The sequence below is a fragment of the Paracoccaceae bacterium genome (assembly GCA_012103375.1).
Classification (GTDB): Bacteria; Pseudomonadota; Alphaproteobacteria; order Rhodobacterales; family Rhodobacteraceae; genus WLWX01.
Map to the genome: position 1 here is coordinate 2898217 of WLWX01000001.1, position 15521 is coordinate 2913737.

15 protein-coding genes and 2 pseudogenes are annotated in these 15521 nt (G+C 62.6%); all 17 read left to right on the forward strand.

The window, feature by feature from the left end; translation table 11 throughout:
* Positions 1 to 49 precede the first annotated feature (49 nt).
* Positions 50 to 1008, forward strand: a protein-coding gene (locus GKR99_14830; protein NKB28748.1) for an IS630 family transposase whose coding sequence is annotated in 2 segments (ribosomal slippage) — positions 50 to 391 and positions 394 to 1008 — 957 coding nt in all. Because the reading frame shifts where the segments join, the coding sequence is not laid out codon by codon here.
* A gap of 260 nt (positions 1009 to 1268) precedes the next feature.
* Positions 1269 to 1409: a hypothetical protein gene (locus GKR99_14835; protein ID NKB28749.1), complete on the forward strand. Its 141-nt coding sequence runs from the start codon at positions 1269 to 1271 to the stop codon at positions 1407 to 1409.
* Positions 1410 to 2077: 668 nt separating this feature from the next.
* Positions 2078 to 2251, forward strand: coding sequence for a hypothetical protein (locus GKR99_14840; protein NKB28750.1), 174 nt, complete (start codon positions 2078 to 2080; stop codon positions 2249 to 2251).
* Positions 2232 to 3002 carry a phosphoadenosine phosphosulfate reductase gene (locus tag GKR99_14845; GenBank protein NKB28751.1) on the forward strand — a complete coding sequence of 257 codons (771 nt, stop codon included), beginning with the start codon at positions 2232 to 2234 and terminating at the stop codon, positions 3000 to 3002. Before GKR99_14840 ends, GKR99_14845 begins: the two co-directional genes overlap by 20 nt.
* A 69-nt stretch (positions 3003 to 3071) precedes the next feature.
* Positions 3072 to 4112 (forward strand): dihydroorotase, encoded by a 1041-nt coding sequence (pyrC, locus tag GKR99_14850; GenBank protein NKB28752.1) that lies wholly within the window; start codon positions 3072 to 3074, stop codon positions 4110 to 4112.
* Positions 4109 to 4789, forward strand: a complete 681-nt coding sequence (locus GKR99_14855) for an orotate phosphoribosyltransferase (protein ID NKB28753.1) — start codon at positions 4109 to 4111, stop codon at positions 4787 to 4789. Before pyrC ends, GKR99_14855 begins: the two co-directional genes overlap by 4 nt.
* Before the next feature lie 252 nt (positions 4790 to 5041).
* Positions 5042 to 6544, forward strand: a complete 1503-nt coding sequence (locus GKR99_14860) for a replicative DNA helicase (protein ID NKB28754.1) — start codon at positions 5042 to 5044, stop codon at positions 6542 to 6544.
* Between the two features lie 308 nt (positions 6545 to 6852).
* Positions 6853 to 7852: pseudogene (locus GKR99_14865) on the forward strand (NAD-dependent epimerase/dehydratase family protein).
* An 80-nt stretch (positions 7853 to 7932) separates the two neighbouring features.
* On the forward strand, positions 7933 to 8253 hold the full coding sequence (locus tag GKR99_14870) for a MerR family transcriptional regulator (GenBank protein NKB28755.1): 321 nt from the start codon (positions 7933 to 7935) through the stop codon (positions 8251 to 8253).
* Positions 8254 to 8263: 10 nt separating this feature from the next.
* Positions 8264 to 9256 (forward strand): aldo/keto reductase, encoded by a 993-nt coding sequence (locus tag GKR99_14875; GenBank protein NKB28756.1) that lies wholly within the window; start codon positions 8264 to 8266, stop codon positions 9254 to 9256.
* A gap of 281 nt (positions 9257 to 9537) precedes the next feature.
* Positions 9538 to 10581 carry an alanine racemase gene (gene alr, locus GKR99_14880; GenBank protein NKB28757.1) on the forward strand — a complete coding sequence of 348 codons (1044 nt, stop codon included), beginning with the start codon at positions 9538 to 9540 and terminating at the stop codon, positions 10579 to 10581.
* Positions 10578 to 11360 (forward strand): MlaE family lipid ABC transporter permease subunit, encoded by a 783-nt coding sequence (locus GKR99_14885; GenBank protein ID NKB28758.1) that lies wholly within the window; start codon positions 10578 to 10580, stop codon positions 11358 to 11360. Before alr ends, GKR99_14885 begins: the two co-directional genes overlap by 4 nt.
* Positions 11357 to 12103 carry an ATP-binding cassette domain-containing protein gene (locus GKR99_14890; GenBank protein NKB28759.1) on the forward strand — a complete coding sequence of 249 codons (747 nt, stop codon included), beginning with the start codon at positions 11357 to 11359 and terminating at the stop codon, positions 12101 to 12103. The genes GKR99_14885 and GKR99_14890 overlap by 4 nt, the downstream gene beginning before the upstream one ends.
* Positions 12104 to 12310: 207 nt before the next feature.
* Positions 12311 to 13061, forward strand: a pseudogene (locus GKR99_14895) (DNA repair protein).
* A gap of 300 nt (positions 13062 to 13361) precedes the next feature.
* Entirely contained in the window at positions 13362 to 13823 is a 462-nt protein-coding gene (locus tag GKR99_14900) for a paraquat-inducible membrane protein A (GenBank protein ID NKB28760.1), read from the forward strand.
* Positions 13820 to 14131 carry a hypothetical protein gene (locus tag GKR99_14905; GenBank protein ID NKB28761.1) on the forward strand — a complete coding sequence of 104 codons (312 nt, stop codon included), beginning with the start codon at positions 13820 to 13822 and terminating at the stop codon, positions 14129 to 14131. The genes GKR99_14900 and GKR99_14905 overlap by 4 nt, the downstream gene beginning before the upstream one ends.
* Positions 14132 to 14144: 13 nt before the next feature.
* On the forward strand, positions 14145 to 15512 hold the full coding sequence (gene radA, locus GKR99_14910; protein ID NKB28762.1) for a DNA repair protein RadA: 1368 nt from the start codon (positions 14145 to 14147) through the stop codon (positions 15510 to 15512).
* Positions 15513 to 15521: the final 9 nt, after the last annotated feature.

Below are 15521 nucleotides of genomic sequence, written 5' to 3' on the forward strand. Positions count from 1 at the left end.
ATTCCCTTGAGACCTGATCTGTGATTCATCCTGTTTGGGAGGATGGATCATGTCAGCACCTTTGCCATCTGCGCTTCGGATACGGTTTCAGAGATACATTGAAGAAGGGTTGAGCGGGCGCGCGGCGGCGTTGCGGTTGAAGCTGTCGCCTGCCACAGGCGCGCGGTGGGCGCGTCAGGTGAGGATGAAGGGTCATGCGGAACCTGCCCGGCAGGGACCGCCGCGCGGCAAGGGAAAGCTGGCTCCGCATCGGGAATTCTTTGAGGAGTTGATCGCACAAGACCCTGACATCACGCTCTTTGAGTTGCGTAATGCGCTGGCCGATGCAGAGGGTGTGCGGGTGCATCACTCCTCCATCGCCAACCTTCTGTCCCGGCTCGGCTTCACGTACAAAAAAAGTCGCTGGTCGCAACCGAGCGCCGCCGCGCCAAGGTAAGGCAGCAACGGGCCGACTGGTTCAGATACCGCTCGCCAGCCATTGCGACCTTTCCTGAGCGCGTTGTCTTTATTGACGAAACCGCAGTGAAGACAAACCTCACGCGCCTACGCGGCAGAGCCAAGCGCGGTAAGCGCCTGACGATGGATGCGCCCTTCGGAAGCTGGGGAACCCAAACCTTGATCGCGGGCCTGACCCAAGGCGCGCTGATCGCACCTTGGGTCATCAAGGGAGCGATAGATGGCCCCGCCTTCGCGGCCTACATCCGCGAAGTGCTGGTCCCCGAGATCAACCCCGGCACTGTCGTCATTCTCGACAACCTGGCAACCCACCGGAATAAGGAGGCGACGCAGGCTTTACGCAATCACGGCTGCTGGTTCCTTTACCTGCCACCGTACTCGCCCGACCTGAATCCCATCGAGCAGGCCTTCTCTAAACTGAAAGCCCATTTGCGACGGATCGGGGCCAGGTCCTTTACCCAGGTCTTCGAAGCAATCGGAGCAATCTGCGATCTCTACGACCCAGTAGAATGCTGGAACTACTTTAAGGCCGCCGGATATGTCTCAGGTTAATGTCGAAACGCTTTAACCTGCCAAATCATGCCGCGCGACACCATAGGGCGGCGGGATTGCGTTGAACTCAGTTCGTGTCCGGCAAGGCACGGCGCGATATCGCGCGCCCAGACCCATAAAAGATTGGGATTTTTTGCCCTTCTAAATCAACGTGTTGAATGGGCTTCGTGCAGAATTTCCGCAAAAATCGAAACTATTTCTGAACCCCCGGCGATTTTTCAACGACCTATCTGCAACACCGACGCAAAGGGACCAATACCATGACAATCGCTGCCCGCCTGACATTGATCGCCGCATTCACGCTTGGTGCAACGGCGGCGGTTTCCGTCGCCGCCCAGCCAGATGCCCAGACACCCGCAAACACCCACCTTGCCGTTCCCGCGTCGCAGGTAGGTGGCTGAGGCCCGGTTCGGGCGCTGCACACACCCCTCCCCAAGGGAGCGCCCGATCCGGCCTCAGCAAGTATCGAAGATGCCACATCGGAGCATTGCTGCCATGAGACGATCAAACCGCCTGACACTTTGGCTGGCCCATGCGCGCGGGTTTCAGGGACGAACCCGTTTCACCTTTGACCTGCGCATGCCGACGCAGCCCAGGTAACGAAATTTCCTACGTGTCAGCCGCTGTCCCCGGCTGAACGCCACCCTGCCGGGTGCGCCTTTGTCCCAGGCGCACCCGGTTTTTTTTTGACTGAGATTCGCACGGGACGCCGACCACAGCACGCGTGTTTCCAGCGCCCGTTGACACAGTAGGGCCGGTTTCCGCCGGACTGTTTCGCCGCATCGGTAAACTTCGTGTAAGATATTTCCCTTAGGTCAAGGTACCGCACAGCGCGCCATTGTTTTGCGTTGGTCAACGGCGGCGCTGTTCTGACAGTTGGTTCCCGCGATTGTCCCGGAATCGCTAACTCATTCAACTCATACGTGTAATTGCTTTGGCGAAGAACCGCCAACGAGCCGCAAACATGGCCGGAACCCGCCGCCGCGGCATTCGACCTGGCGCGCTGAGAGGGCTAAGTAAGCGCAGCGCGCAGTGCCGTTTGGCGCAACGCGTCCGCAAAAGGATCGGCATGAACGAAGACCTGCCAGCATTGTACGGAACCATGTCAGACACCCGGTGGCTGTCTGCATTGGAAGATTTCGCCGATGCCAATGGTGAATATGTCGAGCTGGACGCCCGCCACCACGCCGCCTTCCTAGGCCGCCTTCCTAGATCGCGGCCCAGTGCTGTTGGTGACGTTTGAAACGACAGCCTCGATCCGCAAGCGACCCGATGGAACGCCGCAGGGCATTGCAATTGCGGCGCAACGCAACTGGTCAAGCCTGACCCTGATAGCGACCCGCCCGACGTGGTGGCGTTGCGAACCGGTATACCTGTATTTCGATGCGCTGATCGACGGCGGCTTTTTTGACAGTTATGATCGTGTGGTATTCTGCGGTGCGGGAATGGGCGGCTATGCGGCCGGTGCGTATTCGGTTGCGGCCCCAGGGGCCACGGTTCTGTTAATAGCGCCACAGGCAACGCTGGACCCGGCAATTGCCGGATGGGACGACCGGTTCCGCGATTTCCGCCGCCTGGGGTTTTCCGACCGCTATGGTTTTGCGCCCGACATGGTGGAAGCCGCGGCATCCTGCCATGTACTGTTCGACCCCTATCATCACCCCGACGCCATGCACGCCGCGCTATTCCGTGGCCCGGCGACCCATCTGTTGCCCACGCGCCATTTCGGCACGCAGACAGCTGATCTTGTCGAGGAGATGGGCATCGTCGAAGCCGCACTTCTTGCCGCAGGCGACGGCGCGCTTGACACGACGTTCCTGCACGAGGTCTTGCGCCTTCGGCGTGATCATGAGGGGTGGCTGCGAAACCTGCTGCGGGCGACCGTCCAGGGGAATTCGCCGCTGCGCACCGAGGTGCTGTGCAGAAGCGTTTTAAAACGGATGGAGTCGTCGCATTTCAAGAAGGACCTGAAACAGGTTGCGGGCGATCGCTAGTGGCAGGACCCTGGACAGATGTGTCGCCATCTCTGGCATCGGGCTGCGGGATAAGTTAGTCGCGGTGGCATGAAGACCAAACTGACTCTGCGCCGCCCTGACGACTGGCATCTGCACTTGCGTGATGGCGATGTGCTGATGGCTGTCCTGCCCGACACGGCGGCGCATTTCGGCCGTGCGCTGATCATGCCGAACCTTGTGCCGCCCGTGGTCACCGCCGACGACGCGCGCGCCTATCGCGACCGGATCATGGCAGCACTGCCTGCGGGCGCGGATTTTGCACCTCAGATGACGCTTTATCTGACCGAGGCGACAGACCCAGGCAATGTCGTCGCCGCAGCGGCCGAGGGGCTGATCGTCGCGCTAAAGCTTTATCCCGCCGGGGCGACGACAAATTCCGACTCTGGCGTGCGCGATTTCGACCGGGTGCGCGGCGTTCTGGAACGCATGGCCCAGATCGGCCTGCCACTGTGCGTACATGGTGAGGTCACAGACCCGGACATCGACATTTTTGATCGCGAGGCTGTGTTCATCGACCGCGTCCTCGACCCGCTGCGCCGCGCTACGCCCGGCCTGCGAGTTGTCATGGAGCATATCACGACCTCGGACGGGGTGGCCTATGCCAGATCGGGCGGCGACGATCTTGCCGCGACGATCACCACGCACCACCTGATCATCAACCGCAATCATATTCTGGCCGGGGGCATCCGCCCGCATTACTATTGCCTGCCGGTCGCCAAGCGCGAGATCCATCGCCTGGCCCTGCTGGAGGCGGCGACCTCGGGCGAACGGACGTTTTTCCTTGGCACTGACAGCGCACCGCATGTGGACGCGGCCAAGGAAACCGCCTGTGGCTGCGCCGGATGCTATACCGCGCCGGTCACAATGCAGCTGCTGGCCGAGGTGTTCGAGGCCGCAGAGGCACTGGATCAGCTGGAGGCGTTCACTGCGCTGAACGGTGCAGCATTCTATGGCCAGCCGCCGTCCAGCGCCACGATGACGCTGACCAAAGGCGCGCCCGTCGTTCTGCCCACCACCTTGCCATCCGGGTCCGGCCCGATCACCGTTTTCGACCCCGGATTCCCTGTTCATTGGAGCGTCACCGCATGATACCGGCAACCTTCCCCGACCGCGCCGAAATTGCCCGCCTGTCCGCCGCCATGCTGCTGGATATCAAGGCGGTGAACTTCCGCCCCGAAGATCCCTATATCCTCGCCTCCGGCCTGCCCTCGCCGACCTACATCGACTGCCGCAAGCTGATCTCTTACCCGCGCATCCGCTCGCTTCTTATGGACTTCATGGCCGCGACAGTGCTGCGCGATGCCGGGGCCGAGGCGTTCAGCAATATCGCAGGTGGAGAGACGGCAGGCATCCCCTTTGCCGCGCTGGTGGCCGAACGGCTGGCCCTGCCGATGAGCTATGTCAGGAAGAAGCCCAAAGGCTATGGCCGCAACGCAAGGATCGAAGGCGATATGGCCGACACCGATCGCGTGCTGCTGGTCGAGGATCTGACCACCGATGGCGGATCGAAGCTGAGTTTTGTCGAGGCGATCCGTGACACCGGCGCAACCTGCGCCCACACGGCAGTGATCTTCAGCTATGGCATTTTCCCCGAAATCGACAAGACGATGGAAGACGCCGGTCTGACGCTGCATCACCTGTGCACCTGGCATGATGTGATGGCCATGGCACGGACGCGCGGTGACTTTGACGCGGCCACTCTGGATGCGGTTGATTCGTTTCTGGCCGATCCGCGTGCCTGGCAGGCAGCCCACGCCAAAGCCTGACCCCGCGGCACTGAAATCTATCGAAACATTCCACTATGACGCGCAGTTTTTCTGCTGGCAACGGTATGACTTATGAAACGTTGCTGACCCGGCACATGCACAGGTATGGTATCCCCCTCGCCCTCGGCCCCCAAATATGCTATGGGTTTGCCCGATAGCGACCTACTCACAGGGCTATCCACAGAAACATACATTTTGCCCTTCCCGGCCCGGGTCACGTAACAGCCCGGGCAGGGACAGCGCGGGACAGCAATGAACGAAATCGCCAAGATACAGGACGCAGGGGTCGAGCAGGCAGGGGTGGGGACGAACGAGTCCCTGCCCCACAATGTTGAGGCTGAACAGCAGCTGCTGGGCGCAATCCTGACCAACAACGACATCTACGACCGCATCGCGGCGATCATCGAGGCGGCGCATTTCTACGAACCGGTTCACGCCCGGATTTGGGAGGTTGCGGCAAGCCGGATTTCCAAAAATGCGCTGGCCAGTCCGGTGACACTGAAGGCGTTTCTTGAAGATGACGAGGGGCTGAAAGAACTGGGCGGGGCCAAGTACCTCGCCCGCCTTGCCGGGGCTGCGATCAGCAGTTTTGCCGCCAAGGACTACGCCCAGATGATTTATGATCTGGCGATCCGGCGCGAGCTGATCGGGCTGGGGCGCGACATTTCCGCCAAGGCCGGGTCGGTGAATGTCGATAGTGAACCGAAAGAGCAGATCGTAGAGGCGGAACAGGCGCTGTATAAGCTGGGCGAAGCCGGGCAGGCATCGCAAGGGTTCCAATCATTCCTTAAGGCCGTCACCGATGCGGTGAACAACGCCAACGCCGCCTATCAGCGGGACGGCGGGCTTGCCGGCGTGTCGACCGGGCTGACCGATCTGGACAAGAAGCTGGGCGGGCTGCACCGGTCGGACCTGCTGATCCTGGCCGGGCGCCCCTCGATGGGCAAAACCTCGCTGGCGACCAATGTCGCGTTCAACATTGCTAAAGCCTATCGACGCGGATTGAAGCAGGACGGCAGCGAAGGCGCAGTGGACGGCGGCGTCGTCGGGTTCTTCAGCCTGGAGATGAGTGCCGAACAGCTGGCCGCGCGTATCCTGTCAGAAGCCAGCGAAGTCCCGTCCGAACAAATCCGGCGCGGCGACATGACCGAGGGCGAATTTCGCCGCTTTGTCGAGGCTGCCAAGACGCTGGAAGCCTGCCCGCTTTATATCGACGACACGCCCGCCCTGCCGATCAGCCAGCTTGCGGCCCGCGCACGGCGTCTGAAACGCGAACACGGGCTGGATGCCCTGTTCGTCGACTACCTACAACTCGTTCGCCCGGCGACCGCCAAGGACAGCCGTGTGAACGAAGTTTCCGAGATCACGCAGGGCCTGAAAGCAATCGCGAAAGAACTCGACATCCCAGTGGTGGCTTTGTCCCAACTGAGCCGCCAGGTCGAATCGCGAGAAGACAAACGTCCCCAGCTTTCAGACCTGCGTGAGTCAGGCTCGATCGAGCAGGACGCCGACGTCGTGATGTTCGTGTTCCGCGAGGAATATTATGCGGAACGCGAAAAGCCCGGCGATGAGCAGCTCGACAAGATGGCCGACTGGCAGGCCCGGATGGAACGCCTGCACGGCAAGGCCGAGGTGATCGTGGGCAAACAGCGCCACGGACCCATCGGCAATATCGATCTGGCATTCGAAGGGCGGTTCACCCGCTTCAGCGATCTGGCCCGCCCTTGGCAATCACAGCCGGATGACGAATTCTAACTGCCGCAGGCCGGGCTGGCACCTTTCGGGGTGCCGATGGCATATGACCATTCGTGAATGGGCCTCGCGATTAAAAATCGCTCGGGTCGTGGCCGCGGGCGGCGGCCGCGCGTGAACCGTGGAACTTTTGGGACGGATCGGTGCGCGCGGCGCGGCAGGTGTTGGCGCTTATGGCCAAGTGCCTCCGGCGGGGATATTTATGGACAAGAAGACATGGAAGGGATGTCGGGAGAATTGGTTGTCGGATCGGCAGCGATCTTTGGCTGTGGTGACCGCATGAAAGTGCGGCCATTCCGGGCTGCGATGACATGACCACGCTTGTCACCGGATCCTCAGGTCACCTTGGCCGCGCCGTTATCACCCTGTTACGGCAAGCGGGCCGCCCGGCAGTCGGCCTCGACACCCGGCCCGCCGCCACCACCGACATCGTCGGTTCGATCACCGATGCCGCGACGGTCGCGCGGGCCATGCAGGGCGCGACCGGCGTGATCCATTCCGCCACATTGCACAAACCCCATGTCGCCACCCACAGCCGACAGGATTTCGTCGACACCAACATCACCGGCACGCTGACCTTGCTGAGCGCCGCCACACGCGCCGAGGTCGGCGCCTTCGTATTCACCTCCACCACCAGCGCCTTCGGACGCGCCCTGACCCCCGGCGCAGGCGATCCCGCCGCCTGGATCACCGAGGCTGTGGCGGATCGTCCGAAAAACATCTATGGCGCGACCAAGACGGGGGCCGAGGCGCTGTGCGATCTTGCCGCGCATCGCGACGGTCTGCCCATGGTCATCCTGCGCAGTGCGCGCTTCTTCCCCGAACCAGACGACAGCGCGGCGGCACGGGCATCCTTCAGCGATGCCAACCTCAAAGCCAATGAATTCCTGCACCGGCGGCTGGACCTGGAAGATGCCGCGCGCGCATATCGACGCGCTTGGCGCTGCCCCGGCCCTTGGATTCGGTCGCTATATCCTCAGCGCGCCGACCCCGTTGCAACCGGAAGACGCCGCCGCCCTGCGCCACGATCCCGCAACCGTGATCGAAGCCCGCGTGCCTGGCACCAGAGCCCTCTGGTCGCGCCTGGGCTGGTCGCTGCCTGACGACATGTCGCGGGTATACGACAGCGCCGCGGCCCAGGCTGCGCTCGGCTGGCAACCCCGATACGATTTCGCCACCATCTCGGCCCAGGTGGCGAGGGGTGAGTGCATCGGCAGCCAGCTGGCCCGTGACATCGGCATGCTTGGCTATCACGACGCGGGCTTTGACGATCTTCCCGATGGGGCACCCTATCCGACCGAACCCACCTGATCTGAAAAACCTGAAATTGCCGCTTGACCTAGAGTCACTCCAATAGGCTAGTGCGTGTCCCCTGACAGAGGAGGCACCCGATGCTGATCACAGATGCAGCGGCCCGATCCGGGCTAAGCCAGGACACGATCCGGTTCTACGAATCCTCGGGCATGTTGCCCCCGATAGCCCGTGACGCCCGCGGCTGGCGGCAATTCAACGGCGACGATCTGGCCTGGCTGGTGGTTCTGGGCCACCTGCGCGCCACCGGCATGCCCTTGGGCGATGTAAAACGCTTTGCTGCGTCCGCGCATGGGCCGGACTCCGAATCCAACGATCAGCGCCGCCTGCGCGACGTGCCGAGATCGAAGCCTGCCAAAGCTATCTGGATCGCAAGATCGCCACGTATCACACTGCGTTGAAAGGGAAATCATGACACATTTATTCAGTAACTACACCACTCCGACCCTTGGCCTGGGTTGTTGGGCAATCGGTGGACCTTTCTTCACCGGCGGTCGCGCCGTCGGCTGGGGAGAGGTCGACGACGCCACCTCGCAGCGCGCCATCGCGCTGGCGGTCGAACGCGGCATTCGCCTGTTCGACACAGCACAGGCCTATGGCACCGGGCATTCCGAGACTGTGCTGGGCCGCGTGCTGAAGGCGCACCCAGAGGTCGCCATCGCCACCAAAGTCGGCCATTCCATCAACACCACCACGAAAGAACTGACCGGTGCCATCACGGATGAGGCTGGCCTGCGCGCCAGCCTGGATGCTTCGCGTAAGCGTCTGCAACGGGACCGGATCGATCTGGTGTTGCTGCACCTGAACACGCTGGCCGTGGACGATGCGCGCCCGGTGTTCGACACGCTCACCAAGTTGCGCGACGAAGGCGCGGTCGGGGCGTTTGGCTGGTCCACCGACTACCCGGACAGCGCGCGCGCCTTCGCAGACCACCCCGGATTCGTTGCCGTTGAACACGCGATGAACGTGTTCTTTCGCGCCGAACATATGGTGCCTGCGGTCGAAAGGGCTGGGCTGGTCGGGCTGATCCGATCACCGCTGGCGATGGGCATTCTGGGCGGGCGCTATGACGCGACAACGCAGTTTGCCAAGGACGAGGTGCGCGGAACCGACGACGGCAAGAAGGCCTATTTCGCGGACGGGAAAATCGCGCCCGGCTTCCTGCGCCAACTCGACGCGGTGCGCGACATTTTGACCAGCGATGGGCGTTCGCTGGCGCAGGGCGCAATTGGCTGGCTATGGGCACGTAGCGACCGCGCGCTGCCGATCCCGGGATTTCGCACGCCTGAACAGGTCGCGGACCTCTGCGGTGCGCTGGACCACGGCCCGTTGAGCGATGCACAAATGTCCGAGGTCGAAGCCATCCTCGACCGCCCCGACGAAGGCCCGCCAACCGCGCGCTAAGATCCGCGATTCGGGATCGGGTCAAGGAGGCCGCAAGGCCCTGCGCGAACGCGCAGCTTGTCCTTGACGCGGTCACGACTCGCACCCAGCCTTGACAAGGCGCGTTCAGGGCAGACCTGCCCCTGAACCGCCTCTCAGCATTCCGGCACCCTGTTCATAATGCAGCGCCCGATGATTTGCGCCGCGCGACAGCGCCGCGCACCCAAGTGCCGGGCCCGCCCCGGCGGCGCGGGTGCGCGTTTTGCTTGACGTCGCGCGCGCGCCTGTCACAACCGGGGCCCATGGCAACCGGAATACTCACCATCGACCTCGACGCCGTCGCTGCCAACTGGCGGGCGCTGAATTCCGCGACAGCGGTTGAAACCGCCGCCGTGGTAAAGGCGGATGGCTATGGCCTGGGCGCGCCGGAAATGGCGACGACGCTGGCGCGCGCTGGGGCGCGCAGGTTTTTCGTCGCCACCGCAGAAGAAGGCGCGCTGATCCGCACCGCCCTTGGCCCGATGCCCGAGGTTTTTGTCTTCTCGGGGCATATGGCCGGCGACACCGGGGCGATCCGCGATCTGAAGCTGACGCCGCTGCTGAATTCCATTGAACAGATGACCCTGCATTTCGAAGCGCTGCACGGCCACCCCTTCGGCATCCAACTGGACAGCGGCATGAACCGCCTTGGCCTGGAGCCCGCCGAATGGGTCGCCGCGCGTGACCTGATCCTGCCGCAGAACCCCGCCCTGGTGATGAGCCACCTTGCCTGCGCGGACGAGGCGGATCATCCGATGAACGCCGCCCAACTCAAAACCTTCCGCGACATGACCGACGGGATCAGCGCGCCACGCTCGCTGGCGGCCACGGGGGGCATCTTGCTTGGCCCGGCCTATCACTTTGACCTGACCCGCCCCGGCGTTGGCCTGTATGGCGGCCTGCCGTTTGACGCAGCACAGCCCGTCGTTGGCCTGTCATTGCCCGTTATCCAGACCCGTACACTGCACGCGGGCGAAACCGTTGGTTATGGCGGCACCTGGGAAGCGCCGCATCCGGCGCGTATCGCCACCGTTTCGGGCGGCTATGCGGATGGGCTGCTGCGCGCAGCTGGCGGCACCGGGTTGCTGTTCCACAAGGGCCGCCCTTGCCAGATCGCAGGCCGTGTTTCGATGGATCTGATCGGCGTGGATGTCACGCATCTGACCGAGATACCCCAAGCGCTCGACATTCTCGGGCCCGATCAGACGGTTGACGATCTGGCCGAGGCTGCCGGGACCATCGGTTATGAAATCCTCACCTTGCTGGGCGCGCGGTATCACCGGACTTATCTGGGCGGCGTGGCATGAGCGTTCTGTCACCCGTTGCCGCAGTGGGGCGCTCCACGCTGGACCTGATCGCCGCCATCGGGCGCGTCACACTGTTCGCGGCGACCACCCTGCTGAACCTGTTCCGTCCACCGTTCTACTGGCGCGAGTTTCTGTCGGCGCTGATGACGATCGGCTATTTCAGCTTGCCGGTCGTCGGTCTGACCACGCTGTTCACTGGCGGCGCGCTGGCGCTGCAGATCTTTGCCGGAAGCGCGCGTTTTTCTGCCGAGGCGGTGGTCCCCCAGATCGTCGCCATCGGCATGGTGCGCGAACTTGGGCCGGTGCTGGTGGGGCTGATGATCGCGGCGCGGGTCACCTCAAGCATCGCTGCCGAAATTGCCACCATGAAGGTGACCGAGCAGATCGACGCGCTGGTCACGCTCAGCACCGATCCGATGCGCTATCTGACCCTGCCGCGCGTGCTGGCCGCGACGCTTGTGGTGCCGTTGCTGGTGGCGGTGGGCGACACCATCGGCATTTTCGGCGGCTATCTGGTCGGCACCGGGCGGCTGGGTTTCAATGCTGCCGCCTATCTGACCAACACCGTCGATTTTCTGGAACAGGCCGACATCGTTAGCAGCCTGGCGAAAGGCGCGGCCTTCGGCTTCATCGCCGCACTGATGGGATGTTATTTCGGCATGCGTAGCGGGCGCGGCGCGCAGGGCGTGGGCCGGGCAACAAAATCTGCCGTTGTGGCCGCCAGCGTGTTGATATTGGCGGCAAATTACGTGCTGACCGAGGTGTTCTTTTCGGCATGATCACGCTCTCTCACCTCCATAAGGCCTTCGGGTCCAACCAGGTTCTGCGCGGCGTTGAACTGGATGTCGCCAAGGGCGAAAGTGTCGTGGTGATCGGCGGGTCGGGTACCGGCAAATCGGTGCTGTTGAAATGCATCCTTGGTCTTGTGCAGCCCGATTCCGGTACGATCCTTGTCGACGGTGCAGATGCGACCAAAGGCGACCGAGAGGCCTTTCTGGCGCGCTTCGGGATGCTGTTTCAGGGCGGCGCGCTGTTTGACAGCCTGTCGGTCTGGCAGAATGTCGCCTTCCGTCTGACCCGTGGTGCGTTGAAACGCCCGAAGGACGAAGCACGCGCCATCGCGATCGAGAAACTGCGCCGGGTCGGTCTGGGCGAAAAGGTCGCTGATCTTTACCCTGCCGAACTCTCAGGCGGGATGCAGAAACGGGTCAGCCTGGCCCGCGCCATCGCAGCCGAGCCCGAGATCATCTTTTTTGACGAACCCACCACTGGCCTCGACCCGATCATGGCCGGTGTCATCAACGACCTGATCCGCGAAATCGTGACCGAGATGGGCGCAACAGCCGTGACCATCACCCATGACATGTCGTCAGTGCGGGCCATCGCCGACCGGGTGGCGATGCTGCATGACGGGGTGATCAAATGGGCCGGGCCGGTCAGCAAACTGGACGATTCGGGCGATCCATTCGTGGAACAATTCGTCACCGGGCGCGCCGAAGGGCCAATTGCGACATTGCGTTGAAAAAAAATTGCACTTAAGCGACATTCCGCCATCTGTATGATTTTGCGATCTTATTCCCGTTGACTCGCGATTCGGACCGGAAAAACCCTACGTGTCAAGCGCAAGGCTGTTTTGACAGGACGGGGTCAGTGAGTGGAAGATAACCCCACACCGATTTTACAGCCTGCAGGCCCCCATTCCGGCTTGCGATCCCAGAGAGAAAAATACATGCGATATCGCGCCAGCACCTCCGGAATTGTCACATCAATTCAAGGGGCTGCGTTGATAACGTTTGTCGCACTCGCCGTTGTTTCGGTTCTGGCAACAATCGCCTCGACCGTCGGGTTATTGCCCTGGCTGAACATGTCGCTGACCTTCGGCGATCTGCGGATCCCGAACGGGGGCGCGGTGATCCAGACCTCGGTAACCGTACTGCTGGCGCTGTTGGCGTTCTTTCTTTGTCCCGTCGACGATGCGGGTGCAGCGGCTGGAACAGACGCACCGCGACTTCCAGGTCTGCATGAGTGACATTGCCGAGGCTTACAACGTCGCCCACGCCGCTGATCGCGCCGACCTGTTCACCATTTCGTCGGAGTTCGACGCGGTGCGCGAACGGATCAATTTCCTGCGCGGCCATCCTGATCTGGGGCATCTGGAACCGGATATCCTGGAAACCGCCGCAATGATGAGCCACACCAGCGCCGAACTGGCCGAGATCTATTCGGACGAGAATGGCGCGCGGGCCCGCAAGTTCCTGACCGAGCGGCAACAGGAGATTGCCACCTTCGAAGAACGCATCGTGCTGGCGCAGAACACCTGCCGCGAGTTGAAGCGCTGGAAAGAACAGGTCGAGATTGACGAGGATGTTCAGCTGTCGCAACTGAAACGGCTGGAAGAAGAACTGACCGACATTCTGCCCGAACAGGGGTTCCAGCGTGGTCCCAAAGGCGGCAAGGTCATCAAGCTGGCCGCCGAATAACCACTGCTTTTCGATTGTGTTGAAAAACTCCGTTTTAGGGCCTGAACGATGATTTTTCTTTCCATGCAGCCCGATCCTAAATTTTTGGCGCGGGGGTCGGCCCAAATCGCCTACATGCGCTCACGCGCAGCCATGCGCTGTCTCGTGGTCAAAGCTTTCCGACTATTTCGCTTCATAGGTTTTCGCAAGAAATCCGCGACGCTCTGATTTCGGAGTTTTTCAACACAATCTTTCAACAGTTGACCTTGACGCGCGCGCCGGACAAAGGCGCATGTCTGACAGCAAGTTTCCCTTCGGCTGATGGCCCGTATCCTGCGCCATATCGACCTGCTGACCGTCGCCAATCTGTCGCTGCTGGTGCTGTATCCGGTGGCCTGGTTTGCGCCGCTGTTGCGCGCGGGCGTCTTGCCGCTGTTCGGGCTGAAAGAGATCAGTGTTTTGTCTGGGCTTGCCGCGCTTTGGGATACGGATGTGGCACTTGCGCTGGTGGTGACCGCGCTGGCGTTGTTCGCGCCTTATGCCAAGACCATTGGGTTGGCGATGGTGCATTTCCGGCTGGCCTCGCCCCGGATCAAGCCGGTACTGGACATCCTGGGGCGGCTGGCGATGGCGGATGTGTTTCTGATCGCGCTTTATATCGTTGTGGTCAAAGGCATCGGCGTTGGCCGCGTTGAAACCGCCTGGGGGCTTTGGATGTTCACGGGCTGCATCCTAGCCTCGATCCTGATCAGCCACCTGTCCGAGCGGCGCAAAGACGCATGACGACGCTGCTGATTGGGATCGCCATCGCGGCCTTCGTCTTCTCGAGTTTCCTGTGGAGCTTCTATCGCGCCGTGACCGGCGCGGGCCTGGCGCGGATCGCCCATGGTGCGGTCGTGGTGCTGATCCTGACGATCATGGCCGCGCTTGCGACCGGCTGGCCGAATGCTGTGCGCATTCTGGGGGCGGCGCTGGTGGTGGCCAGCGTCGCCGCGGCGCTGACCGAGTGTTTTCCCAACAAACTGCTCCCCCTCTTTGCCGCCGGTCTGGGGCTGGCCGTCCTGCAGGGCTTGCCGATGGGCGCGCCTTAGGGAACAAGGGCGCATGGCAAAATCCACCACTCAGTTTTCCTGCACGGCCTGCGGCGCGGTCCATTCCAAATGGTCCGGGCGGTGCGACGCCTGTGGCGAATGGAACTCGATCGTCGAAGAAGCGCCCCTGTCCAGCGGCCCCGGCGCAAAGTCGCTGGGCGCGAAACGCGGCAAGGCGGTCGCGCTGACGGATCTGTCCAGCACCGAAGCGCCGCCGCCGCGCACAACCAGCGCAATTGCCGAATTCGACCGGGTGCTGGGTGGCGGTTTGGTCCCGGCATCGGCCATTCTGGTGGGCGGCGATCCTGGCATCGGCAAATCTACGCTGCTGCTTCAGGCGGCGGCGGCCCTGGCAAATGCGGGGCTGAAAGCGGTCTATGTGACGGGTGAGGAAGCCAGCGCACAGGTCCGCATGCGCGCCCAGCGTCTGGGGCTGGCGGATGCGCCGGTAAAACTGGCGACCGAGACCAGCCTGCGCGATATCCTGACGATGCTCGAGGCCGAGCGTCCGGATGTCGCCGTGATCGACTCGATCCAGACCATGTGGCTGGACACTGTCGAAAGCGCGCCGGGGTCGGTCGCACAGGTCCGCGCGGCCGCGCATGAGCTGACGACATTCGCCAAGAAACGCGGCATGTCGGTCATTCTGGTCGGTCATGTCACCAAGGACGGCCAGATTGCCGGGCCGCGTGTTGTCGAACATATGGTTGACACTGTGCTTTATTTTGAAGGCGAACGCGGCCATCAATTCCGCATTCTGCGCGCCGTCAAGAACCGGTTCGGCCCCGCCGATGAGATCGGCGTGTTCGAGATGACGGGCAAGGGGTTGGCCGAAGTCTCCAACCCGTCCGAGCTGTTTTTGGCAGGCCGCGAAGACCCGACACCGGGGTCGGTCGTCTTCGCGGGCATCGAAGGCACCCGGCCCCTGTTGTGCGAAATTCAGGCGCTGGTCGCCCCGACGCCGCATTCGCAACCCCGCCGCAGTGCTGTCGGCTGGGACGGCGGGCGCCTGGCGATGATTCTTGCGGTGCTCGAGGCGCGCTGCGGCGTGCCGTTCACCGGGCTTGATGTCTACCTCAACGTTGCGGGCGGATTGCGGATCGGGGAACCTGCCGCCGACCTGGCCGTGGCGGCCGCGTTGCTGTCGGCGCGCGAAGATGTGGCATTGCCCCGCGAAACCGTGGTATTCGGGGAAATCAGCCTGTCAGGCGCCCTGCGCCCGGCGGGTCAGACGGAAAACCGCTTGAAGGAAGCGGGAAAACTTGGTTTCAGCACGGCTGTTACGGCGGCGGGGGCCAAACCCGGCCCGGGATCGACGGTCGAGCTGAAAACCTGGCCGGACCTGCCCACTTTCGTGGGCGAGATGTTTGGCGCAGGCTGAAAAGAAGGC